This window comes from Pseudomonas sp. JDS08PS003, from assembly GCF_045013505.1.
GTDB lineage: Bacteria > Pseudomonadota > Gammaproteobacteria > Pseudomonadales > Pseudomonadaceae > Aquipseudomonas > Aquipseudomonas protegens_B.
The window spans coordinates 5,427,039-5,451,099 of the sequence record NZ_CP120724.1; the positions used below are offsets into that span (position 1 = coordinate 5,427,039).

Below are 24,061 nucleotides of genomic sequence, written 5' to 3' on the forward strand. Positions count from 1 at the left end.
ATCCAGACTGCGGGGGCGCCTATCATACCGGCAAACGCCCAAGCGCCATATCACGCAAAGTGCGGGACTTATGGCTTATTGATATAAGGCGGCGCAGGGCCGGTTCAGGCCGCCAGCAACTGCATATGAATACGCAGGCCATGGGCCGTGTTTTGCGCCCACAGCCGACCTCCCTGGCGCCCCACCGCATTGCGCGCAATGCTCAGGCCGAGACCGAACCCCCCATCCCCCGGTCGCGATCCGTCCAGCCGGATAAAAGGCGCGAAGATCCGTTCCAGATCCTCTTCGGCCACACCGGGTCCCTGGTCGTCCAGCCACAAATGCCAATACTCAGCGTCACGTCGACCATCGAGGATGACCAGAGCCCCGGGCGGTGAATGTCGGATGGCGTTGCGCAAGATGTTTTCCAGGGCCTGGGCCAGGGTATTGAGATGCCCGCGCACCCAGCAATCAGCCGGTAGGTCACAGCGCAACTGCGCTGGGGACCAGCCGCTTTCAAAGCAGGCGTTCTCGCTGAGCATCTCCCACAAGGCCTGGACCTGAATCTGCTCCTCAGGCAGCGGCGCCCGCTCAGTGTCCAGCCAGGCCAATTGCAGGCTGTCCTCCACCAGACGCTGCATACCGTCGACTTCCCGAGACAGGCGTTCACGCAATGCCCCCAGGTTTTGCTCGCTGTCGCAAGCCACCCGCAGGCGACTCAAGGGAGTGCGCAACTCGTGGGACAGGTCCCGCAGCAACTGCTGCTGAACAGCCACGGTGCTTTGCAGCCGCTCGGACATCTGATCGAACGCTCGTCCCAATTCCCCCAACTCGTCCTTGCGCTCAGTGGTCTGGGTGGATAGCCGAACATTCAACTGCTCCGCACGCCAGGCATTGGCCTGCTCTCGCAACTGATTGAGCGGCACCACCAACAAACGGTACAGACCCACACACAGCAGCAGCGTGAACAGTCCGGGGATCACGCCATTGGTGATCACGCGCCAGAACACCCGGTATCGCCCGGGCATGAAGCGCTGTGGCAGCTCGATGACCAGGCTGCCAAGGAACGGATCATCGGGGAACGGAATTTTCAGCCAGGGCAACCCACGGCTGTGCCGGCTCACTGGCCAATCCGCCCCTCGCAGGAACGTCAGGCGCTGAGCCTCGGCCGGTGTCAACGGGTAGCTGCTCAGGGCTTGCAGATCGCTGCCGATGACGCCGACCCAAGTGCTCTCACGGCCGGCCATCTCCTGGATCCAGGCATCGACACCGGCATGCTGGCCAACCTTCCAGGCCTGTTCCGCTTCCTGTGCGTAATTGCGCAAGGTGGCCCGGGCTTCATCGGCGAGGTACAGGTTCTTCTGCTCCACATAACGCCCCCAGGACCAGCTCAGCCAGATCATCAACAGACAGAACGCCACCAGCAGGCAGGCCAGCTTCCAGAACAGCGAGTGCCGACCCGGCAGATCAGACCAGCTCATCGAAGGCACTCAGCACATAGCCCTTGCCCCACACCGTGCGCACTTCACGCTCGCTGTAGCCCAGCGCCTTGAGCTTGCGGCGTATCTGACTGACATGCATGTCCAGGCTGCGATCATGGGCCGCGTACCCGCGTTGCAGCACATGTTGATAAAGGAAGGCCTTGCTCAGCACCTCATCGACGTTGCGGTGCAGGGTTTCCAGCAGGCGGTATTCGCTACGGGTCAGACCCGCCCAGCGCTCGGCAAAAAACACGTCACACAGCTCGTCATCAAAACGCAGGCTCTGGATGCTGCTGCTGAGTTTCGGCGGTGTCGGCCGCTGATCCAGGGCCACTCGCCGCAGGATGGCTTCGATGCGTACCCGCAGCTCGGCCATGCTGAAGGGCTTGGGCAAATAGTCGTCGGCACCCAGGCGGAATCCACTGATGCGATCGGCCTCTGCTCCCAGGGCCGACATCAGCAGCACTGGCGTGGAGTGACTCTGGCGAAAGTGGGTCAGCACCGCCAGGCCGTCCATGCCCGGCAGCAGGATGTCCATCAACACCACATCAAAGGCTTGCCGACGCGCGATGCCCAAACCTTCCTGGCCGTTCTGGCACCAGGTCACGGCAAAGCCGCAGCGCCCCAGCTGCTCATGCACATAGGCACCGAGCACCGGGTCGTCTTCAATTGCCAGGATACGGGGAGGCTCAACAGCTACGGGAGTCATTAGCTTCTGCAAGTCATTCTCAGTTGGGCAATTATTCAAGATTGCCCGGATCGCGGCAACCAGCGCCTTGGTCGTAGCCCCTCTATCCACCCTCCGGCTGTCGGCTAACCGTCTGCAATTTGCCAAGATCAGCCTCCAGCAAATCGTTACACTGCGCAGGTGGCGCATCACGGACGTGCCCGTCGACCTTTCAAAACAGCGTGGAAGCAGGAGAGTTGCGTGCTCAAGAAACTGGGAATCAAAGGCCGCGTACTGTTGCTGACCTTGCTGCCCACCAGCCTGATGGCTTTGGTACTGGGCGGCTATTTCACCTGGATGCAGCTCTCCGACCTGCAGACCCAACTGCTGCAACGCGGCGAAATGATCGCCGAACAGCTGGCTTCCCTGGTGGCACCGGCAATGGGCAACCGCAACTCGCCGATGCTCGAACGCATCGCCACCCAAGCCCTGGAACAGCAGGACGTGCGCGCGGTGTCATTCCTTGCCCCCGATCGCACGCTCATGGCCCACGCCGGCCCCAGCATGCTCAATCCACCGCCCAGCGGTAACAGCACCCACATGATGCAGCGCAGTGGTAGTGACGCGACCCGCTACCAACTGCCGGTGTTCGGCCGCCACCGCAATCTGGCCGGTGATCTGATCCCCGATGAATCAGACCGCTTGCTGGGCTGGGTGGAACTGGAGCTGTCCCATAGCGGCATGCTGTTGCGCGGTTACCGCAGCCTGTTCGCCAGCCTGCTGTTGATCGCCGCTGGCCTGGCCGGTACTGCCCTGCTGGCGGTGCGCATGGGACGGACCATCAACAACCCACTGACTCAGATCAAGCAGGCCGTGGCGCAACTCAAGGACGGCAACCTGGAAACCCGGCTGCCGCCCCTGGGCAGCCAGGAGCTGGATGAGCTGGCTTCGGGTATCAATCGCATGGCCAGCACCCTGCAAAATGCTCAGGAAGAATTGCAACACAGCATCGATCAGGCCACCGAAGACGTGCGCCAGAACCTGGAAACCATCGAGATCCAGAACATCGAGCTGGATCTGGCACGCAAGGAGGCCCTGGAGGCCAGCCGTATCAAGTCGGAATTCCTGGCCAACATGAGCCATGAGATCCGCACGCCCCTCAACGGTATTCTCGGCTTCACCCACCTGCTGCAGAAAAGTGAGCTGACACCGCGCCAGCTGGATTACCTGGGTACCATCGAAAAGTCCGCCGACAGCCTACTGGGGATCATCAACGAAATCCTCGACTTCTCGAAAATCGAAGCGGGCAAACTGGTGCTCGACAGCATTCCGTTCAACCTGCGGGACTTGCTGCAGGACACCTTGACCATCCTCGCGCCAGCAGCCCACGCCAAGCAGCTGGAACTGGTGAGCCTGGTCTATCGGGATACGCCTTTGTCCCTGGTGGGTGATCCGCTGCGGCTCAAGCAGATCCTCACCAATCTGGTGAGCAACGCCATCAAGTTCACCCGCGAAGGCACCATCGTCGCCCGGGCGATGCTGGAAGAAGAACACGAAGACAGCGTGCAACTGCGCATCAGCATTCAAGACACCGGCATTGGCCTGTCGAACCAGGATGTTCGCGCTCTGTTCCAAGCCTTCAGCCAGGCCGACAACTCGCTGTCGCGGCAACCCGGTGGCACCGGGTTGGGGCTGGTGATCTCCAAGCGCCTGATCGAACAGATGGGCGGCGAAATCGGCGTCGACAGCACTCCGGGCGAAGGCTCGGAATTCTGGATCAGCCTGAACCTGCCGAAAACCCGCGACGACGCCGAGGACCTGCCTGGTCCCCCATTGCTGGGGCGACGCGTAGCGGTACTGGAGAATCACGAACTGGCCCGCCAGGCCCTGCAGCACCAACTGGAAGACTGCGGCCTGGAAGTGACCCCGTTCAACACCCTGGAAGCCCTGACCAACGGCATTACCGGCGTGCATCAAAGCGACCAGGCCATTGACCTGGCGGTGCTCGGCATCACCACCAACGACATGTCTCCCGAGCGCCTGAGCCAGCACATCTGGGACCTGGAGCACCTGGGATGCAAAGTCCTGGTGCTGTGCCCGACCACCGAACAGACGCTGTTTCACCTGTCGGTGCCCAACCCCCACAGCCAGTTGCAGGCCAAGCCGGCCTGCACCCGCAAACTGCGTCGTGCCCTGTCCGATCTGGTCACCCCGCGCCGGGCCCGCAGCGAGCCGGAGGAAAGCCTCTCCAGCCGTGCTCCGCGGGTCCTGTGTGTCGACGACAACCCGGCCAACCTGCTGCTGATCCAGACCTTGCTGGAGGACATGGGCGCCAAGGTGCTGGCAGTGGACAACGGTTACGCAGCGCTAAACGCGATCCAGAACGAACCGTTCGATCTGGTGATGATGGACGTGCAGATGCCGGGCATGGACGGCCGACAAAGTACCGAGGCGATCCGCCAATGGGAAAGCGAGCGCCATGGCACGCCACTGCCCATCGTGGCCCTGACCGCCCATGCCATGGCCAACGAAAAGCGCGCCCTGCTGCAAAGCGGCATGGACGATTACCTGACCAAGCCCATCAGTGAGCGGCAACTGGCCCAAGTGGTACTGAAGTGGACCGGACTGGCCTTGCGCAATCAGGGTCCGGAACGGGCCAATGAACGCTCGGAACTGAGCCTGGAGCTGCAAGTGCTGGATCAGGACGAAGGCCTGCGCCTGGCGGCCGGCAAGGCTGATCTGGCGGCGGACATGCTGGCCATGTTGCTGGCGTCCCTGGAGGCCGATCGCGAGGCGATCAACGCCGCTCGCGCAGCCAATGACCACAGTGCCCTGATCGAACGCGTCCACCGCCTGCACGGTGCCACCCGATATTGCGGAGTGCCACAGTTGCGCGCGGCCTGCCAGCGCAGCGAAACCCTGCTCAAGCAGGAAGACGTCAAAGCCTTTGCCGCTCTGGATGAACTGGACCACGCCATCGGACGTCTCGCCGTCGAAGCGCGGATCAACGCCTGATCCAGGGCAAGACCTGCCCGGCGCCTGGCCTGCATGCTGGGCGCCCCGACCAAGGATGCAAGCATGCGTACGATTCTTTTCAGCAGCCAGAACTACGACCGTGAAAGTTTTCTCGGCGCCCACTTGCCCACGGGTATCGAACTGCAATTCCAGGCCGCCCGCCTGAGCCTGGACACCGCAGCCCTGGCCGAGCGCCATGAAGTGGTCTGCGCCTTTATCAACGACGACCTGAGCGCCCCAGTGCTGGAGCAGCTGGCCGCCGGCGGTACCCGGCTGATCGCCCTGCGTTCAGCCGGCTACAACCATGTCGACCTGCCTGCCGCCAAGCGCCTGGGCCTGGATGTGGTCCGAGTTCCGGCCTACTCGCCCCATGCCGTGGCGGAACATGCGGTGGCCCTGATCCTGGCGCTGAACCGACGCCTGCATCGAGCCTACAATCGCACCCGTGAAGGCGATTTCACCCTTCACGGCCTGACCGGCTTCGATCTGGTGGGCAAGACCGTGGGCATTGTCGGCACCGGACAGATCGGCGCCACCTTCGCTCGCATCATGGCCGGCTTCGGCTGCCAGTTGCTGGCTTACGACCCCTTTCCCAATCCTGCCGTCGAGGCCCTCGGGGCCCGCTACCTGAGCCTGTCGGAGCTACTGGCCCAGGCGCAGATCATCAGCCTGCACTGCCCCCTCACCGACGACAGTCGCTACCTGATCAACCAGGACAGCCTGGCGCACATGCAGCCCGGGGCAATGCTGATCAATACCGGGCGCGGTGGACTGGTGGATACACCGGCGTTGATCGAAGCACTGAAGAGCGGTCAACTGGGCTATCTGGGCCTGGACGTCTATGAAGAGGAAGCCCAGCTGTTCTTCGAGGACCGTTCCGACCTGCCCTTGCAGGATGATGTGCTGGCCCGGCTGCTGACCTTCCCCAATGTGATAGTCACCGCGCACCAGGCCTTCCTGACCCACGAGGCTCTGGCGGCCATCGCCGACACCACCTTGCACAACATTGCCAGCTGGGCTGCGGGCCAGCCGCAGAATCAGGTCCATGGCTGAAATCCCGGCCACGGCCTGATCGAAGGTCGCCTGCCCGCAACCTGCGGCGCAGGGGCCCGTGCTAGCATACGCGGCAGATTTGGAGGACCCATGGTCGAACACGATTTCCGCTACAACCTGATGAACCCGCAACACACCCTGATCGAATGTCGCGCCCTGGTACCGGGTCGCTATCAAGTCACCGGCAACGGTGGTTCGATCCGTACCGACGACGTGCTGCTGGTCACGCTCAAGGGCAGCAAGGACCTGTCCATGCGCCTGACAGTGGACACAGTCCGCCACCTGATCAATCCGGTCGGCCAATGGGTCGCCGTGGCCCGTGGCCCGGTATTCGGCGAACTGGCGATTCATCAATGGCAAGTCAACTGCGACAGCTGCGCAGCAGAGCTGAACTTCGAGTTTGCAGTGGATGCCAAGCTCGGCACCAAGGCCCAGAAACCTGCCGCCAGCGCACGAATTGCCGAGCTGGGCTGGGCCAGTGAGGGCGAACGTCACCTCTGCCCGAAATGCCAGCAGGCCGGCCAATGAAACGCCTGGCGCTGACTGCGGCACTGGGGGCCGGCCTGATGGGCTGCGCCGCCGAGCCGCTGAAGCTGCAGCAGGATCGCAGTTACGTCCTGGAATGGATTGGCGAGCGGCCACTGATCGACTACAGCCACCTGACCATCACCTTGGGTGAAGACGGCCGCGCCTATGGCAATGGTGGCTGCAACCACTGGTTCGCGCCTTACACACTGGACGGCGAAAAGCTCAGTTTCGGCAAGGTCGGCAGCACCCGCAAACTCTGTGCTCCAGCATTGATGGAGCAGGAACGGCGCTTCCTCCAGGCCTTGGAAAGCGTAGAGCGCTGGGATGTTTCGCCGATCGAGCAAGTACGCTTCTGGCCTGCCGAAGGCAAGCCGCTGCGCTGGTGGCTGGAAGAAGGCTGATCCGACCCGGGACAGATTGCCCCCAATTCCTGCGGCCGCCGACACTATCAGCGGCTGCAGGCATCATTACCCCATCAATGACCGCGTAGAGCCTGCAGTTTTGCCAATACGCCCGCTGCGGTCTGCTCACCCAGCAGTTGCTCACGTACCTTGCCCTTGTCGTCGATGATGTAGGTCACCGGCAGCGCCTCGCTGCGTGGCAAATCGAAGAGTTGCTCAGGATTCTGCGCCAGCACCGTGAACTTGATCCCCAGTTTCTCGCTGGCGCTCTTGAGTTCCTCACCCTGTACATTGTCAAAATTGACCCCCAGTACAGTGGCCGACTGCCCTTTGAGCTGCTCGTTCAGGGCATTCAACTCGGGCACTTCAGTGCGACAAGGCCCGCACCACTCCGCCCAGTAGTTGAGCACCAGCCATTGCTTGTCGATGCGCTCGGCGGCGACTTTCTGGCCGTATTGGTCGACCCCGTAGTCATTGCCACAGCCGCCCAGCAGCAGGGTTGTAATGATCGCCAATGCTGCCGCCAATTGCCTTGCCATGCGCTGTTTCCTGTCTTGAAAGGTGTCTTGAAAAATAACTACCGACCCAGGGCCGATGCGACCTATCGACTCCCAAGGTTCAGGAGAGCCCGTCGCGCGGGTAGAATAGCCGCCACCTTACGCAAGATGCGACCCGCACATGACCGATCTGACGCTTTATCACAACCCGCGCTGCTCGAAATCCCGCGGTGCGCTGGAACTTCTGGAACAACGCGGCCTGGCGCCGACCGTGGTCCGCTACCTGGAAACCCCACTGGACGCCGCCCAGTTGCACCGCCTGCTGGGCAAGCTGGGCATCAGCGCGCGCCAGCTGTTGCGCACCGGCGAGGATGAGTACAAAGACCTCAACCTGGCGGACACCAGCCTTAGCGAAGAACAACTGATCGCTGCCATCGTCCAGCACCCGAAACTCATGGAACGGCCGATTCTCGAAACTGCCGACAAGGCCATCATCGGGCGCCCACCGGAAAATGTGCTGGAGATTCTGCCTTGAGCGCGCCGTACATCCTGATCCTGTATTACAGCCGCAACGGTTCGACCAACGAGATGGCCCGCCAGATCGCCCGAGGTGTCGAACAGGCCGGCCTGGAAGCGCGCCTGCGCACTGTCCCGGGAATTTCCACCGAGTGCGAAGCCGTGGCACCGAGCATTCCCGAAAGCGGAGCGCTGTATGCCAGTCTCGACGACCTGAAGCACTGCTCGGGCCTGGCCCTGGGCAGCCCGACCCGCTTCGGTAACATGGCAGCCCCGCTAAAGTACTTTCTCGACGGCACCAGCAACCTCTGGCTGACCGGTGCCCTGGTGGGCAAGCCCGCCGGCGTCTTCACCTCCACCGCCAGCCTGCATGGCGGCCAGGAAGCCACCCTGCTGTCGATGATGCTGCCGCTGTTGCATCACGGCATGTTGATCACCGGCCTGCCCTACAGCGAGTCAGCGTTGCTGGAAACCCGCGGCGGTGGCACCCCCTATGGCGCAAGCCATCATGCCGGGGCGGACGGCAAGAGCCCGCTGGACGAGCATGAAATTGCCCTGTGCCGGGCCTTGGGCCTGCGCCTGGCGAAAACCGCTCAGCAATTGGAGAACGGCCGTGGCTAAGAAGCCGAAGATCCTGCCTGCAGTGGAGTGGCTGGAACCTCGGGTCCGGATAGCCCGGATCCTCAGCCTGATCTGTTTTTTCGGCCTGGTAGGCCTGCTCTGCGTTTACTACCTGCTGGTAGCCGACCTCCACGGCGCCCGGCCCTGGGTGATCCTGCTGATCGAACTGGTGCCCCTGTTGCTGATGGCACCGGGCATGCTCAGCGGCAGTGCCCGCGGGCACTCGTGGATGTGCTTTGTGGTCAACCTGTACTTCATCAAGGGGGCACTGGCGGCCTACGACCCGAATCGTCAGCTGTTCGGCCTGCTGGAAATGTTCGCCAGCCTGGCGGTGTTCACCTCGGCACTGCTCTACGTACGCTGGCGCTTCCAGCTCAATCGCCGGCTCGCCGGCGAAGGTGCCGATCCGGCCTGACGCCCCGCAGCCCTCTGGCTCCCCCGGGCATGACATCGCCCGGGGAGCTTGCATCGCCGTTTCGGCGCCCCCACCTTGGTCAGCAGACTTTTTGACCGATACTCCCGAACCAACCCGGAGCAGGCATGCACGATTACAAATGGTTGAACGAATATTGTCTTAATCGCTTTGGCTCCGCCGCAGCCCTCGAAGCCCAGCTGCCGACGCCGGCGAGCCACGACTACCTGCGCTCGTTGAGCGCTGATCGCTACTTGTCGACCCTGGCCTTGCGAGTCTTTCGCGCCGGGTTGAAGCACAGCCTGGTAGATGCCAAATGGCCGGCGTTCGAACAAGTGTTCTTTGGCTTCGATCCGGACAAAGTGGTGCTCATGGGCGCCGAGCATCTGGAGCGACTGATGCAGGACACGCGGATCATTCGCCATCTGGGCAAACTCAAGAGTGTGCCGCGCAATGCCCAGATGATCCTCGATGTGGAAAAACAGCACGGCAGTTTCGGCGCCTTCATTGCCGACTGGCCAGTTCAGGACATCACGGGGCTATGGCAATACCTGGCCAAGCATGGCAACCAGATGGGAGGGCTTTCCGCCCCGCGCTTCTTGCGCATGGTGGGCAAGGACACGTTCATCCCCACTTGGGACGTCGTGGCGGCACTCAACGCCCAGAACATTGTCGACAAGGTGCCCAGCAGCAAGCGTGACCAGGCCCTGGTTCAGGAAGTGTTCAACCAGTGGCAGCAGGAAAGTGGCCGACCACTGTGCCAGCTGTCAGCGATGCTGGCCTACACCGTCAATCACTGATCCCCCCCCTTTCATCAACGTGGCTCTCTGCCCGGTACAACGGGCAGAGGAACACCCCGCTCTCAAGCGCCTCCATCTCAAGCTGACAATAAGCTGAACTAAACGCGGTTTTTTTCTTCCGCTGTTTTTTATCGGATAAAGTTCGCTGCGCACTTGCCACAACGATAAGAACGATAGATAGACGGTTTCTGTAGCCACACTCTGCTGGCCAATAGACGGGCATGGCCTGACAACAAAGCACTGATCAGGCCAACAACCTGAACAAAGGCTGTCAGGTTTAAAAGAACTGCCGCCATACATTCGTTTTTTTCACATTGCTTTCACTCTCCGCCCACTTGGCCCGACCTAAATTGGCCCCAGTTGCGGCGAGGATGCCGGTGAGCGCATGCCGTTCTTTTCAGAACACCTGGCAACAACCTAATCAGGTAAACGACGTGGTCAATACGGCTGAATCCGGTACTGGCGGCAAGACAATCCGCAGCTTGCGAATCTTGGCTGGCGCCTGTGGGGCAGCCCTGGTAACTCTCGTCTGCGGCTTTGTCCTGTGGCCAGCCACGCCACTGGACCTGGGTGTCGACAACCAGATGCAGCAAGCCGGCTTCTATCGCCACTGGCAAAGCGGCGAGGTAATTGCCCTGGTGCGGCATGCCGAGCGCTGCGACCGCTCCGCCAATCCCTGCCTGGGGCCTGTTGACGGCATCACCCTATCCGGAAGCCGCATAGCAAGCGACCTGGGCCGGGCGTTCCGCACCCTGGGCATGGCCTCCACCGATGTCATCAGCAGCCCGGCAACCCGAACCCGGCAAACTTCGGAGTTCATGTTCAACCGGCCGGTGCAGACCCAGGACTGGCTGAGCAACTGCGGCGAACACTTCGAAGAACAGATCAAGGCGCACAAGTTGTTCAAGCGCAACCTGATCCTGATTACCCACAGCGATTGCATCAGCGACCTGGAAAGCCAGTTGGGCTTTGAACATGCACTGGCCAGCAAGTACGCCAGCTCGCTATTTGTCACCCTGAACGTGGACGGAACCATGGAAGTAATGGGCATTATCAATGCCGCAAGCTGGCGAAAAACTCTTGAGCACCTTATCGAATAAGCTGTAACTATTTTTAACAACATCTCAACAGACTTTACTCGGGAAGTAGACACACTCTCTCGCTAACTATTTGACCTTATAAGTCCTTGCACTAAGAGAGCGCCCCTCTCACTTACAAGAAGCCCCATCAAACAGGCGCAGCCAAGTATATTTTTTTTAAGACTTGAGAAAACTGAGTATTCGACAACAATTTACCGTTCATCAGTGATACCTAATGAACGTAACAAGCCACCGCTTTCGACAAATGACTTAGAGGACACAAATGCAGCGCACTTTACCGCCCCAAGCTTATGGAACAAGCACCACGCCTTCCGGCTATACCCTGGGCGGGAGTGCAACCAGCGGCATCCAACGCTGGGCAATACCCTTCTTGCTGCTGGCCTTCGCACTGTTCTACCTGCTGCCACTGACCAGCCACGGCCTTTGGATTCCGGATGAAACCCGCTACGCACAGATCAGCCAGGAGATGCTGCTCAGCGGGGATTGGGTGTCTCCGCACTTCATGGGCATCCGCTACTTCGAAAAACCCATTGCCGGCTACTGGATGATCGCCATCGGCCAGGCAGTGTTCGGTGACAACCTGTTCGGGGTACGTGTTGCCTCGGCCCTGAGCACCGGCCTCAGCGTACTGCTGGCTTACCTGATCACTCGCCGGATCTGGAGCGACCCGCGCAAGAGTTTTGCCGCTGCCCTGCTTTATATGAGCTTCGGCCTGATCGCCGGGCAAGCCGGGTACTCCAATCTCGATCCCCAGTTCACCTTGTGGGTCAACCTCAGCCTGGTGGCACTCTGGTTCGCCCTGGGCAGCCAGACCCTGCGCGGCCGGTTGCTGGCTTGGGGCACCTTGGGCGCCGCCTGCGGCATGGGCTTCATGACCAAGGGGTTCCTGGCCTGGTTGCTGCCAGTGCTGATCGCCCTGCCCTACATGCTCTGGCAACGACGCTTCGGCGAGTTACTGCGTTATGGCCTGGTGGCGGTGCTGGTGGCGATTGCCATCAGCCTGCCCTGGGTGTTGAGCATCCATGCCCATGAACCCGATTTCTGGCGGTTTTTCTTCTGGCATGAACATATCCGTCGCTTTGCCGCCGAGAATGCCCAGCACACTCGCCCCTGGTGGTTCTACCTGCCGCTGCTGGTGGTCTCGAGCCTGCCCTGGGCCGCCTTGCTGCCCGGCACTCTGATTCAGGCCTGGAAGGACAAGCACCAGGCGGCCACCGGTTACCTGCTGCTGTGGTTGCTGCTGCCGTTGGCGTTCTTCAGCCTGAGCCGCGGCAAGCTGCCGACCTACATCATGCCCTGCCTGCTGCCCTTGGCCGTGCTCATGGGCCACGCACTGATCCAGTGGATCAGCGCAGGCAAGACCCGGACTGTTCGCCTCAACAGCCTGCTCAACCTGCTGATCGGCGTCGCTGCACTGGTAGCGCTGGTGGTGATCCAGATCACGCGGCCGGTGTACGGCCACGACGAAATGCTCAGCCTGTCCCTGGTGTTCATCATGCTCATGGGCTGGATCATCGCCAACCTGCTGCCGGCCTCCCGGCCGCTCAACTACTGGGCAGCACCGGCACTGGGCATCTGGCTGCTGGTGGCGCTGCTGCCTGCGGGAATGCCCGGCTTGATCGTGCACAACAAGATGCCGGACCAGTTCATCAAGGAGCACCTTGCGGAACTCAAGCAGACCGACCGCCTGCTGAGCAACGACCTGGGGGCTGCCTCAGCGCTGGCCTGGCGCCTGCAGCGCTCGGACGTGGCGCTGTACAACACCGAGGGCGAATTGAAATACGGTCTGGCCTATCCTGAGTCGGCCCAGCGCAAGGTCAGCATGGCCGACGTCGGCCAATGGGTCAGTGACGCGCGAAAACAGGGATCGGTGGGTGTGGTAATGCGGGTCAAGGACGTACTGGAGAACGAAGAAGTCGCCCTGCTTCCACCGGGGGGCAAGCGCTACGAACAAGGCAACATGCTGATCCTGATCCTACCGGCCGCTCAACCCTGACCTGCCTGCCTTGACACCTGCCTGAGAGCGTCAGCGTCGACCACCGTCGGCGCTGGCGCTTCTTGCACCTTCCTCCCACATACAGCCTGCAGAAATCCGCCCATGAAAAGCTGCAACAGCGAACGCAAGGCCCTGGCCCTGCTTCTGGGCGTCAGCGCCCTGATCCTGCTCCTCGGCCTGGGCTCCCGTGAGCTGTGGGGGGCGGAAACCCGCTGGGCCAACATTGCCTTGCAGATGCTGCAGAGTGGCGACTACTTCGACCCCTATCTCAAGGGCGCCCCCTATTACGACAAACCCCTGCCGTCCTACTGGCTGATCACCGCCAGCGCCTGGCTGACCGGAGGCCTGGGGCACTGGTCGCTGCGGCTGTCCTCGGTGCTCGCCGGATGGCTGAGCATCTGGCTGGTGTACCTGCTTGGCGAGCAACTGTTTCACAAGGGCACCGGGCTGATCGCCGGCTGGATGCTGGCCACCACCTTCTACTTTGCATTCTGGGCACGGGTGGCCACCGCGGACATTCTCACCGTGTGTGGAGTGCTGGCAGCGGTGTGGTGGTACTGGCGAGGACCCGAAGATACCCGCCTGAGTCGCTATTGCCTGTTCTTCCTGCTGTTGGCGGCGACTTCACTGCTCAAGGGATTGATCGGTTTCGTCCTGCCGGGGCTCATCCTGCTGCCACACCTGCTGAGCCAGGGACGCTGGAAGCGTCACCTCAATCCACGCCTGTGCCTGGCGTTGCTGATGGCTGCCCTGCTGTACATGGTGCCGTTCGTGCTCTCGCACCTGTATGGCGCCCCGACCTACGGTGAAAGCGGGCTGAGCTTGGTGTTCCGGGAAAATGTGCAGCGTTTCTTCGACCCTTTCGACCATGTCGGGCCGATCTATACCTACCTGATCTACCTGCCGGCCTACACCTTGCCCTGGGCACCCTGCTGGGTACTCGCCCTCTGGGTAGCGGCGCGTCACTGGCGCCAGCTACAACCCAATGAGCGCTGGCTGGTCTGGGCTCTGGGCTTGTTGTTTCTGTTTTTCACTGCCAGCGGCAGTCGGCGCAGCTATTACGTCCTGCCTCTGGTGCCCTTCGCCCAACTATTAGGAGGCTGGTGGCTGAACCGCCACCTGCTACAACGACGCGCCAGCGGCAAGCACAGCGAACGCAACTGGACCATAGGCTTTGCCAGCGCAGCGCTGGTCCTGCTGCTGGTGCTGGGGGTGGCCTATCCCTGGAGCAATGGCGGAGGCGGTGTCATCCAGTTCGGCACGCAGGTCAGGGCCGAGGCAAGCCGGATTGCCCCCTGGAATCAATGGCGGATGGTGATGGTCGAGGTGGATAACAAAGTGCCGCTGTACCTGCAGAATCAGGGAGCGCCCTTCTATTACGTCGCCGAAACCCAGGACTTCCCTCGTTCCGGCACCAGCGCGGACTTCATGGCCTGGCTGGACAGGACCAGCGGCCAGCATTGGGACCCCCAACGCACTCTGATCCTGGTGCGACAGAGTCAGAACGAACCGTCGATGCTCAGCTACTTGGGCAAGGATCATCAGCTGATCCGCACACTGCCGACCAACGGTGAGCGGCTGGCGAAAAAAAAATCCGAGGGCAGTGTCGCCTTCATTCCGCAGGCCCCCGGGGCCTGAAGCGCCTCGCCACGCCGGATAGCAACCGGCATGGAGATGGAAGCTCAGCGAGAACGGATCAGAGATTCACCACATTGACGAAACGCGGCGTGGCGCTGTCGTCGATGCGCAGGTTGGTGAAGTCGAACAGATTGCGATCCGCCAGTTGCGAAGGGATCACGTTCTGCAGGCCGCGGAAAATGCTCTCAGTACGCCCCGGGCTCTTGCGCTCCCACTCCTGGAGCATTTCCTTGACCACCTGACGTTGCAGGTTCTCCTGGGAACCGCAGAGATTGCAGGGAATGATCGGGAATTGCTTGAGGTCGGAGTAGGCCTGAATGTCCTTCTCGCTGCAGTAGGCCAGCGGGCGGATCACCACATTGCGCCCGTCATCGGCCAGCAGCTTGGGCGGCATGGCCTTGAGCGAACCGTTGTAGAACATGTTGAGGAAGAAGGTCTCGACGATGTCGTCACGATGGTGACCGAGGGCCATCTTGGTGGCACCAATCTCATCAGCGAAGGTGTACAGGGTGCCACGACGCAGGCGCGAGCACAGTGAGCAGGTGGTCTTGCCTTCCGGTATCAGTTCCTTGACCACCGAGTAAGTGTCCTTCTCGACGATGTGGTACTCGATCCCCAACTCCTTGAGGTAGGCCGGCAGTACATGCTCGGGGAAACCGGGTTGCTTCTGGTCCATGTTCACCGCGACGATCTCGAACTTGATCGGCGCCACCTTCTGCAGGTGCAACAGCACGTCGAGCATGGTGTAGCTGTCCTTGCCGCCGGACAGGCAGACCATGACCTTGTCGCCCTCTTCGATCATGTTGAAGTCGGCGACCGCTTCGCCCGCCTGTCGGCGAAGGCGTTTCTGCAGTTTGTTCTGGTTGACCGTAAGAGTGCCCATGGCGCTTGGAATCCGCGAGGTATGTGACGAAAAGCCGGACATTTTACGCAAAAACCCCGGTCCCTTGAAAGCGTCGCAACGCAGCGCTCCCCGGGGCTGCGGTGACAGACACACCCGCGATTACACTGGGGTTTTACAGCGCGATTTGCTCTAAAGGTGCGCACATCTGACGAAAACTCCTCCCTATACTGCGACATAAGGTCGCATGCATATATAGACCTATACTGACTGTGCCACTTGGCTGTAAGCGCTCCGTTGGGGGGCGATGGCAACAATAAAGGAGTGACTGACCATGATTCATCATGTCGTAGGACTCTTCACCCACCCCGATCAGGAATGGCGAGACATCCGTGGCGATGCAGAGGAAAGCATCAGCCACATGTACCTGACCCACACGCTGATTCTGGCAGCGATCCCCGCCATCTCGGCCTTTATCGGCACCACCCAGGTCGGCTGGGTCATCGGCAACCGCGCGCCGGTGATGCTGACCATGGAAAGCGCCCTGTGGATGACCATCATGTCGTACCTGGCCATGCTCGGCGGCGTGGCGGTGATGGGGGCCTTCATCCACTGGATGGCCCGGACCTATGACGCCAGCCCGAGCCTGGCGCGCTGCGTCGCTTTTGCCACCTACACCGCGACACCGCTGTTCGTCGGCGGCCTGGCGGCGCTGTATCCCCATATGTGGCTGGGGATGATCATCGGCACGGCGGCGATCTGCTACACGGTGTACCTGCTCTACGTCGGGCTCCCGACTTTCATGAACATCCCGTCGGACGAGGGATTCCTGTTTTCCAGCTCGGTCCTGGCGGTAGGACTGGTGGTGCTGGTAGCGATCATGGCCTTCACCGTGATTGTCTGGGGCCTGGGCGTCGGCCCCGTGTACACCAACTGACGCCGCACCAATAATAATCCTCCATCTGCCAACACAGGCCGCCGCAAGGCGGCCTTCTTAATGGACGCGATCCGACGACCATTCGGCGCCTGGACGATTCGGATTCGCCGGTCTTTGCGGCATACTCAGCCACTCTGGAGAGCCGTTAAGCATGCCCGAGCAACTCAATACCCGCGTCGAAGACTGTTTCCTACTCGCTGAATCCTTTTTCAAACGTCCTTTCAAACGCCCGGTGGTCAGCCTCAAATTACGAGGCCAGAAAGCCGGGGTCGCCCATTTGCACGAAAACCTGCTGCGCTTCAATCCGCAGCTGTACCGGGAAAACAGCGAAGACTTCCTCAAGCAGACCGTGGCCCACGAAGTCGCGCACCTGATCGCCCATCAGTTGTTTGGCGAACGCATTCAGCCCCACGGTGAGGAATGGCAACTGATCATGCGCGGGGTGTATGAACTGCCGCCCAATCGTTGCCACACCTATGACGTCAAACGCCGCAGCGTGACCCGCTACATCTACCGCTGCCCTTGCGCCGAAAGCGATTTTCCGTTTTCGGCGCAACGCCACAAGCTGGTGGCTCAGGGGCGTCGCTACTTGTGTCGACGCTGTCGGCACACCCTGGTCTACAGCGGAGAAACCAGGGTCGAGTGATGGCGCCAACGTGCTTCGCCGGCAAGCCGACGCCTACGCGATGATCTGGTTGCGCCGCAGCTCCTCGATACGCTCAGCGCTGTAACCAAGCTCCGCCAGCACCTGATCGGAATGGGCGCCCAGCCTGGCGCCGATATGCCGCGGCTCGGGCAAACCCTCGGAGAACTTCAGCGGACATGCCATCTGTGCCTGGAGGCTACCGTCTTCCCGGGGGACCTGGCTTACCAGTTGCCGGGCCTGCAATTGGGGATGCTCCACCGCCTCGGCCAAGCTCAGCACTGGTTCGACACAAGCGTCGAGCCCGGCGAACAACTGGCAAAGCTCGGCGAAGTCGTGTTTCTCGAACTCGATCTGCAAGGCCTGCTTGAGGGCCCTTTGCTGCTCGGGCAGGGGGGACAAGCCCTGGGCTGCCAGTTCCGGCCGCTCCAGGGCCTGACACAGCTGCTGCATGAACACCGGCTCCAGGCTGCCCACCGATAGCCAACGACCATCCCGGCTGCGGTAGTAGTCGTAGAAGCTGCCACCATTGAGCACCTGTTGCTCCATCCCCGGCTCAACCCCGCAGGCCAGGTAACCGGCTCCGGCCATGGCGTTCAGGCTGAACACGCAATCGGTCATGCTGATATCCAGGTGCTGGCCCTGCCCGCTGTGCTGCCGGGCGATCACCGCCGCCAGCAGGCCGATCACGCCGTGCAGCGAGCCCCCGGCGATATCCGCCGCCTGGATGCCCAGAGGCAACGGGCCCTGGTCGCGACGCCCGGTCTGGCTGGCGAGCCCGGCCAGGGCCAGGTAGTTGATGTCGTGGCCGGCGCGGTCCTTGTAGGGCCCGGTCTGACCATAGCCGGTAATGGAGACGTAGATCAGCCGCGGATTGATCGCCTTCAAGGCCTCGTACCCCAACCCCAGGCGCTCCATCACGCCCGGGCGAAACTGTTCGAGAACGATGTCATGATCCTGCAGCAGTTGCCGGATCACCTCCAGCGCCTCGGGCCGCTTGAGGTCCAGGGCCAGGCTGCGCTTATTGCGGTTGAGATAGGCGTGACTGGCGGATACGCCGTGATCGTGGGGCGGTAGCACCCGCAGCAGGTCCATGCGAGTCGGCGACTCGATGCGCAGCACCTCGGCCCCCATGTCCGCCAGCAGCAGCGAGGCGAACGGCCCCGGCAACAGGGTGGAGAAATCCAGTACCTTGAGTGACGCCAACGGCCCTTGCATGTGCCCTCTCCTCTTGATCGACTGCCTCAGAGTAGGCAGCCGCGAGCAGCGCAACAATTACCACAACGGTCAGCCGGACTGACCGTTGCGCTCAATCTCCAGGCAATAAAAAACCCGCCGCAGCGGGTTTCTTATATTCAGCAAGACTTACTTGATGCTCGGCGCCGGACCTTCGGCCACACCCAGATCGTCGGTTTCACGGGTGTCGGTGATCGCACGGCCACCAGACGCCAGCTCGACCTGCAGTTTGTCTTCGTCCAGCTCCTTGACCCACTTGGCGACTACCAGGGTAGCCACGGCATTGCCCACCAGGTTGGTCAGGGCACGGGCTTCGGACATGAAGCGGTCGATACCCAGAATCAGCGCCAGACCAGCCACCGGCAGGTGACCCACGGCCGACAGGGTAGCGGCCAGAACGATGAAGCCACTGCCGGTGACACCCGCAGCGCCTTTGGAGGACAGCAGCAGCACTAGCAGCAGGGTGATCTGGTGAGTGATGTCCATGTGGGTATCAGTTGCCTGGGCAATGAACACCGCGGCCATGGTCAGGTAGATCGAGGTACCGTCCAGGTTGAAGGAGTAACCGGTAGGAATCACCAGGCCGACCACCGACTTCTTGGCACCCAGGCGCTCCATCTTGATCAGCATGCGTGGCAGGGCCGATTCCGAGGACGAGGTGCCCAGCACGATCAGCAGTTCTTCGCGGATGTAGCGGATCAGCTTGATCACGCTAAAGCCGTGGGCGCGGCAGATGGCCCCCAGGACCACCAGCACGAACACCACGCAGGTGATGTAGAAGCAGATCATCAACTGGCCCAGTTGCACCAGGGAGCCGACGCCGTAGGCACCGATGGTGAAGGCCATGGCACCCAGCGCACCCAGGGGCGCGAGCTTCATGATCATGTTGATGATGTTGAACATCACGTGGGCGAAGCGGTCGATGAAGTCCAGCACCGGCTTGCCGTAGGCACCCAGGCGATGCAGGGCGAAACCGAAGATCACCGAGAACATCAGCACTTGCAGGATGTCGCCGTTGGCGAAGGCACCGACGATGGTCGACGGGATCACGTTGAGGATGAAGCCGACAATGCTCTGGTCATTGCCCGCAGTCACATAGGCCGCGACTTTCGAAGCATCCAGGGTCGAGGCGTCGATGTGCATGCCTGCACCCGGCTGCACCACGTTGACCACGATCAGGCCGATCAGCAGGGCAATGGTGGAGACGATTTCGAAGTACAGCAGCGCGTAGCCGCCAGTCTTGCCCACCGATTTCATGTTCTGCATGCCGGCGATACCACTCACCACGGTGCAGAAAATGATCGGCGCAATGACCATCTTGATCAGTTTGATGAACCCATCACCCAGGGGCTTGAGGGCCACGCCGGTCTGAGGATAGAAGTGACCGAGCAGGATGCCGATGGCGATGGCAACGATCACCTGGAAATACAGGGATTTGTACAGTGGCTGACGAGTCGTCATTGCAAAGTTCCTCAAGAGCCCCGGTATGCAGCGTCCGTCGATGCATGCGGTGCCTAAAGTGCGAACCCTCCTGCGCTGGAGGGATTTGTTGTGTCGAGCTGCGTGCTGGCAGATCTTCCGGCTCTATCGCAAAGCCCGTGCCACCTTGTAAAAAAGCCCTACAGGCCTTTAGACATCAGGGGTCGAGCCGATCTTTGCATCCCTTGCACCCGGCGCAGCTGGCGGATTTCCGCCCATCTACCGAGTCTCGTCCTACAATTTGGCGGATATCCGCCTTGTTCCCTCATGGGGGGCTGGCTAACATCCGCCACTCAATGGACGGACCAGCCTTCATGCGCGAACGCACCATCGCCAGCCACTTTGCCCGTGCCGCCTTAGGCGGTGCACGTCGTCGCGGCTACGATTACGGGCCGCTGCTGCAGCAGCTGGGCATTGGCCCCGAACTCCTGAGCCAGCCCAAGGCACGCATCGCCCCCGAGCAATTCACCTGTCTGCTGCAGCAACTGTGGCTGGCGTTGGACGATGAGTACCTGGGCTTCGGCCATGGCCCCAGTAAACGCGGAACCTTTGCCATGATGTGCCACGCGCTGATCCACTGCCGCACCTTGGAAAAAGCGCTCAATCGCGGCTTATTATTTTATAGCTTGTTTGCGCAAGCTCCGCGCCTTCGTCTGACGCGTGAAGGGGATATGGCTCGCCTGAGCCTGGATGATTCTGAGCTATGGGACCCAGAGCATTTTCTCAGCGAAAGCCTGCTGGTGATCTGGCATCGTCTGGGCAGCTGGTTGATCGGCCAGCGCATACGTCTTGAGCAAGCCTGCTTCAGCTACCCGAAACCCGAACACGGCGCGGAATACGATTTGCTGTTCCCCTGCCCACTGCTGTTCAGCCAGGAACACAGCAGCCTGCTGTTCCACAGTCGCTACCTGGGCATGCCGCTGTTACAGGATGAACGTACCCTCAAGCACTTCCTCGAGCGCTCCCCCGCCGACCTTTTGTCACGCCCGGACCAGGGCGACAGCCTCAGCAGCCAGTTGCGGCATCTGCTCAGCCGTGACCGGGAGCGCTGGCCCGACCTGGAAAGCGTTGCCCAGCACCTGCACGTCAGCCCACAGACATTGCGCCGCCATCTACGAGAAGAAGGTTCGAGCTTTCAGGAGCTGAAGGATGAACTGCGCCGCGACATCGCCATCTACCACCTGGGGCGGGCCGACCTGTCATTGCAACAGATCGCCGAGCAACTGGGCTTTTCCGAACCCTCGGCCTTTCATCGGGCATTCAAGAAATGGACTGGCCTGACCCCAGGCGCCTATCGCGCCCGGGAGCAGTAGCGAAAGCGCCCTTTACAGCGCCGGGAAGTGAATCCTGAAGGCCGCACCGCCCAGGGCAGAGTCCCCCAGGGTCAACTGTGCACCGTAACTTTCGATGATGTCCTTGACCACCGCCAGGCCTATGCCCTGCCCTGGATGCTGGCGATCAAGACGCTCACCACGCTGGAGAATCCGTGCCCGCTGATCCGGCGGCACGCCAGGACCATCGTCCTCAACACACAGCTCAGAACCGTCCAGAGTCTCGCGCACACTGATGCGCACCGAACTCAGGCACAGGCGGTAGGCGTTCTCCAGCAGGTTGCCAAGCAACTCCAGCAAGGCACCCTGCTCGATCGGCACATAGCAGCGCTCGGGCAAATCGAAGGACACGCGCACCTGCTTGTCGCGATAGACCTTGTCCAGGGTGTCGCACAAGCTTTGCAGAACCGGTCGCAGACGCACTTGATGGCGCACCAGGCCACTCTTGCGCAAGCTGGCACGCTGCAACTGGTAGCTGATCTGCTGGCTCATGCGTTCGATCTGCGTCTGCAGGACCCAGGCCTGCTCCCGATCCTGAGGCCGCTGCGCCATGTCCTCGCTGACCCCTTGCAACACCGTCAGCGGGGTTTTCAGGCTGTGGGCCAGATCATCCAGGGAGTCCCGGTAGCGACTGCGCTGCTCGCGCTCGCTTTGCAGCAGACGGTTCAAGGAACCGGTCAGGCGCAACAGCTCCCGCGGATGCTCCTCACTGAGACTTTGGCGGGTACCGCTCTCGATCTGGTCCAGCTCCTGACTCAAGCGCCGCAGGGCCTGCAAGCCCCAGGTCAGCCCCAGCCAGAGCAATGCCAGGAGCACCAGCAACGCCGCACCAAAGCCCAGATAGAGGTTTTCCCTGACCCCTTCCAGAGTCTGCTGGTACTCACGCACCGGCTGCAGTGCAACGATACTGAAGGCCGCGTTCTTGCCCCCCAGCAACTTGATCTCGACGTCGTAGACGAAGAACTCCTGGCCATTGGCTTCACGGATTCTGGCGAACTCGTTACCGCGCCCGTCGTACCGCGGTCGGTAATTGATGTTCTCTTCCTGAGTGGCCCGGGAACGCCAGACCAGGTGCCCCTCTCGGTCATAGATGTAGCCCAGCAAGCGACTGTCGGCGAGATTGAAGCGCTCGTCCGGCAGTTGCGCGGGCATCTGCAGGCGATTGTTTTCAATCCGCGCCGCTGAAATCAGGGTGGTGACATCGGAAGCCAGGCGCTGCTCGATGGAGTCCTGCAGCGCCAGGCTGAAGGCCCCCTGCATGGCCGGCAGCAACGCCAGCATGAACAGCACCGCCAGGGTGGTCGCCGCCAGCATCAGCCGCAGGCGCAGCGATCGAATCATCGGCAGCGCTCGTTGAACAAGTAGCCCAGGCCGCGCACCGTATCAATCGGCTTGAAGCCCGACGGACCTTCCAACTTGCGCCGCAGCCGCCCCACCAGCACCTCGATGACGTTCGGATCACGCTCGTCATCGTCCGGGTACAACTGCTCCATCAGCCGGTCCTTGGCCACCACCTGCTGGTGATGGCGCATCAGGTACTCGAGGATCCGATATTCGTAGGCGGTCAGGGCCAGGGGCTGCTCATCCAGGGACGCCTGCTTGCGGTTCAGGTCCAGCAGCAACGGGCCAGCAATGATGGTGGACTGGGTAAAACCACTGGAGCGCCGCAACAACGCATTGAGCCGTGCATCCAGCTCTTCGAACTGAAACGGCTTGACCACATAATCGTCGGCACCGGCGGCCAGGCCTTCAACCTTGTCCTGCCAGTTGCCGCGGGCGGTGAGGATGAGGATCGGAAACGTCTTGCCACGGGCACGTAGCTGGCGGATCAGATCCAGTCCGCCCATGCCGGGCAACCCCAGGTCGATCACCGCCAGATCGTGATTGAACTGCTCGGTCTGATACAACGCCTCTTCGGCGTTCGCCACAGACTCGACCACATGGCCACTGTCGGTGAGGCGGGTTTGCAGGTGATGGCGCAACAGCGCCTCATCTTCGACGACCAGCAACTTCATAACGCTCTCCCAGGCAAAATTCGACATCTCCAAGGGCGCCCCTGCGCCCTGACGATCAATGCGCCAGCGCCGGACCGTGCCCAAGGCACGATCCGGCGCGGTTCAGGCCAGGCCGCTTATTTAGAAAGCGTAGTTGGCCGACAGATAAGTCTGGGCGCTGCTGGTAAGGCTCAAAGAACCTTGCTTGCTGCCGCCCCGCTCGCTCATCTCGGTCCCGGCATTGCTGCGCAGGTAACGGTAGCCGAGCTCCACCGACGTGTTTTGTGAAACCTGCTGCAGGACACCAGCCTGCACTCCCACCGCGTAACCGATGTCACTGTCGCGGCTGAAGCCCGGGGACTCCTGGGTCAGCTTGGTCAAGCCGGCGGTAGCGCCGCCAAACAGCTTGGTGCTGCTGGTCACCGGCAGGAACATATCGTAACTGCCCAGCAGGTTTTGCTGACGCAGTTTAATGCCATTGTGAGAGCCGGAAACGTAATCGTAAGTGGCGTAGTAACGGCCCTGGTCATTCTGTTGACCGAAGCGCACACCCCAGGTGTTGTCCTTGCCGATCACACCATCGGCGTTCGGGTGGCCGAGATTGCTGTTGAGCTGGCTGGATTTTTTAACCTTGTCGCTGGTCTGGCCGTAGGTCAGGCTGGCGAAGTTGCTGTCAGCGGCTTGGACGGCGGCGCTGGCGCCGAGAACGGTAAAGGCCAGGATCAGTTTTTTCAATGAAGTCATAGGAAGTTTCCTTTGCGCTATTGGCTTTTTGGGTACGGGGCTAGAGTAAACAGCCCGCCCTGAACTCCCCCTGAACACACTCTTAACCTCACCTGAACCAGATCCATCTGGCTGTCTTGAGGCGTTTTACCTGCACAACGGCTCTCGCCTAG

General features: G+C 61.3%; 23 protein-coding genes. 14 read left to right on the top strand and 9 right to left on the bottom strand.

Annotated elements, in window-relative coordinates:
* Positions 1-104: 104 nt before the first annotated feature.
* Together P7C00_RS23950 and P7C00_RS23955 are read right to left on the bottom strand one after the other, a co-directional pair.
* The gene (locus P7C00_RS23950) at positions 105-1,460 is read right to left on the bottom strand and encodes a histidine kinase sensor domain-containing protein (protein WP_404937495.1); all 1,356 of its coding nucleotides are present in this window, start codon (positions 1,458-1,460) and stop codon (positions 105-107) included.
* Positions 1,447-2,169: a response regulator transcription factor gene (locus P7C00_RS23955; protein WP_404937496.1), complete on the bottom strand. Its 723-nt coding sequence runs from the start codon at positions 2,167-2,169 to the stop codon at positions 1,447-1,449. The genes P7C00_RS23950 and P7C00_RS23955 overlap by 14 nt, the downstream gene beginning before the upstream one ends.
* Positions 2,170-2,388: 219 nt before the next feature.
* Between P7C00_RS23955 and P7C00_RS23960 the strand changes: the two genes are divergently transcribed.
* The 4 genes from P7C00_RS23960 to P7C00_RS23975 all read left to right on the top strand — a co-directional run bounded on the left by P7C00_RS23960 (position 2,389) and on the right by P7C00_RS23975 (position 7,124).
* On the top strand, positions 2,389-5,142 hold the full coding sequence (locus P7C00_RS23960) for a response regulator (RefSeq protein ID WP_346632295.1): 2,754 nt from the start codon (positions 2,389-2,391) through the stop codon (positions 5,140-5,142).
* 63 nt (positions 5,143-5,205) lie between these two features.
* Complete coding sequence (locus tag P7C00_RS23965) at positions 5,206-6,195, top strand: 2-hydroxyacid dehydrogenase (protein WP_346632296.1); 990 nt, start codon at positions 5,206-5,208, stop codon at positions 6,193-6,195.
* A 90-nt stretch (positions 6,196-6,285) separates the two neighbouring features.
* Positions 6,286-6,723, top strand: coding sequence for a hypothetical protein (locus tag P7C00_RS23970; RefSeq protein ID WP_110594717.1), 438 nt, complete (start codon positions 6,286-6,288; stop codon positions 6,721-6,723).
* Positions 6,720-7,124, top strand: a complete 405-nt coding sequence (locus P7C00_RS23975; protein WP_346632297.1) for an META domain-containing protein — start codon at positions 6,720-6,722, stop codon at positions 7,122-7,124. Before P7C00_RS23970 ends, P7C00_RS23975 begins: the two co-directional genes overlap by 4 nt.
* A 74-nt stretch (positions 7,125-7,198) precedes the next feature.
* Here the strand turns inward: P7C00_RS23975 and P7C00_RS23980 are convergent, their stop codons facing one another.
* Positions 7,199-7,663, bottom strand: coding sequence for a TlpA disulfide reductase family protein (locus P7C00_RS23980; RefSeq protein WP_346632298.1), 465 nt, complete (start codon positions 7,661-7,663; stop codon positions 7,199-7,201).
* A 139-nt stretch (positions 7,664-7,802) separates the two neighbouring features.
* Here P7C00_RS23980 and arsC point away from each other — a divergent pair, with 139 nt between their 5' ends.
* The 7 genes from arsC to P7C00_RS24015 all read left to right on the top strand — a co-directional run bounded on the left by arsC (position 7,803) and on the right by P7C00_RS24015 (position 14,704).
* Positions 7,803-8,156 carry an arsenate reductase (glutaredoxin) gene (arsC, locus tag P7C00_RS23985; protein WP_404937497.1) on the top strand — a complete coding sequence of 118 codons (354 nt, stop codon included), beginning with the start codon at positions 7,803-7,805 and terminating at the stop codon, positions 8,154-8,156.
* The gene (gene wrbA, locus P7C00_RS23990) at positions 8,153-8,758 is read left to right on the top strand and encodes an NAD(P)H:quinone oxidoreductase (RefSeq protein ID WP_123726916.1); all 606 of its coding nucleotides are present in this window, start codon (positions 8,153-8,155) and stop codon (positions 8,756-8,758) included. Before arsC ends, wrbA begins: the two co-directional genes overlap by 4 nt.
* Entirely contained in the window at positions 8,751-9,173 is a 423-nt protein-coding gene (locus tag P7C00_RS23995) for a DUF2069 domain-containing protein (protein WP_346632300.1), read from the top strand. Before wrbA ends, P7C00_RS23995 begins: the two co-directional genes overlap by 8 nt.
* Positions 9,174-9,298: 125 nt before the next feature.
* Complete coding sequence (locus P7C00_RS24000; protein WP_346632301.1) at positions 9,299-9,970, top strand: DNA-3-methyladenine glycosylase I; 672 nt, start codon at positions 9,299-9,301, stop codon at positions 9,968-9,970.
* Between the two features lie 434 nt (positions 9,971-10,404).
* Positions 10,405-11,070 carry a histidine phosphatase family protein gene (locus P7C00_RS24005; RefSeq protein WP_346632302.1) on the top strand — a complete coding sequence of 222 codons (666 nt, stop codon included), beginning with the start codon at positions 10,405-10,407 and terminating at the stop codon, positions 11,068-11,070.
* 262 nt (positions 11,071-11,332) lie between these two features.
* Positions 11,333-13,066: a lipid IV(A) 4-amino-4-deoxy-L-arabinosyltransferase gene (arnT, locus tag P7C00_RS24010; RefSeq protein ID WP_404937498.1), complete on the top strand. Its 1,734-nt coding sequence runs from the start codon at positions 11,333-11,335 to the stop codon at positions 13,064-13,066.
* A 102-nt stretch (positions 13,067-13,168) separates the two neighbouring features.
* Positions 13,169-14,704 carry a glycosyltransferase family 39 protein gene (locus P7C00_RS24015; RefSeq protein ID WP_346632304.1) on the top strand — a complete coding sequence of 512 codons (1,536 nt, stop codon included), beginning with the start codon at positions 13,169-13,171 and terminating at the stop codon, positions 14,702-14,704.
* A gap of 58 nt (positions 14,705-14,762) precedes the next feature.
* Here P7C00_RS24015 and ttcA read toward each other — a convergent pair whose 3' ends face one another.
* Positions 14,763-15,587, bottom strand: coding sequence for a tRNA 2-thiocytidine(32) synthetase TtcA (ttcA, locus tag P7C00_RS24020; protein WP_346632305.1), 825 nt, complete (start codon positions 15,585-15,587; stop codon positions 14,763-14,765).
* Between the two features lie 292 nt (positions 15,588-15,879).
* On the opposite strand from ttcA, the gene P7C00_RS24025 reads away from it, so the two are divergent.
* Positions 15,880-16,482: a Yip1 family protein gene (locus tag P7C00_RS24025; RefSeq protein ID WP_123726910.1), complete on the top strand. Its 603-nt coding sequence runs from the start codon at positions 15,880-15,882 to the stop codon at positions 16,480-16,482.
* Positions 16,483-16,633: 151 nt separating this feature from the next.
* Complete coding sequence (locus tag P7C00_RS24030) at positions 16,634-17,128, top strand: SprT family zinc-dependent metalloprotease (protein ID WP_346632306.1); 495 nt, start codon at positions 16,634-16,636, stop codon at positions 17,126-17,128.
* Positions 17,129-17,161: 33 nt separating this feature from the next.
* Here the strand turns inward: P7C00_RS24030 and P7C00_RS24035 are convergent, their stop codons facing one another.
* Positions 17,162-18,343 (bottom strand): CaiB/BaiF CoA-transferase family protein, encoded by a 1,182-nt coding sequence (locus P7C00_RS24035; RefSeq protein WP_346632307.1) that lies wholly within the window; start codon positions 18,341-18,343, stop codon positions 17,162-17,164.
* 147 nt (positions 18,344-18,490) lie between these two features.
* Complete coding sequence (locus P7C00_RS24040) at positions 18,491-19,822, bottom strand: dicarboxylate/amino acid:cation symporter (protein ID WP_346632308.1); 1,332 nt, start codon at positions 19,820-19,822, stop codon at positions 18,491-18,493.
* Positions 19,823-20,154: 332 nt separating this feature from the next.
* On the opposite strand from P7C00_RS24040, the gene P7C00_RS24045 reads away from it, so the two are divergent.
* A complete protein-coding gene (locus P7C00_RS24045; RefSeq protein ID WP_346632309.1) occupies positions 20,155-21,153 on the top strand; it encodes an AraC family transcriptional regulator in 999 nt (332 codons plus the stop codon).
* 12 nt (positions 21,154-21,165) lie between these two features.
* On the opposite strand, the gene P7C00_RS24050 is transcribed toward P7C00_RS24045, so the two are convergent.
* The 3 genes from P7C00_RS24050 to P7C00_RS24060 form a co-directional block, all read right to left on the bottom strand.
* Positions 21,166-22,512: an ATP-binding protein gene (locus P7C00_RS24050; protein ID WP_346632310.1), complete on the bottom strand. Its 1,347-nt coding sequence runs from the start codon at positions 22,510-22,512 to the stop codon at positions 21,166-21,168.
* Complete coding sequence (locus P7C00_RS24055; RefSeq protein WP_123726906.1) at positions 22,509-23,186, bottom strand: response regulator; 678 nt, start codon at positions 23,184-23,186, stop codon at positions 22,509-22,511. Before P7C00_RS24055 ends, P7C00_RS24050 begins: the two co-directional genes overlap by 4 nt.
* Before the next feature lie 120 nt (positions 23,187-23,306).
* Positions 23,307-23,909, bottom strand: a complete 603-nt coding sequence (locus tag P7C00_RS24060) for a hypothetical protein (protein WP_102860716.1) — start codon at positions 23,907-23,909, stop codon at positions 23,307-23,309.
* Between the last annotated feature and the right edge of the window lie 152 nt (positions 23,910-24,061).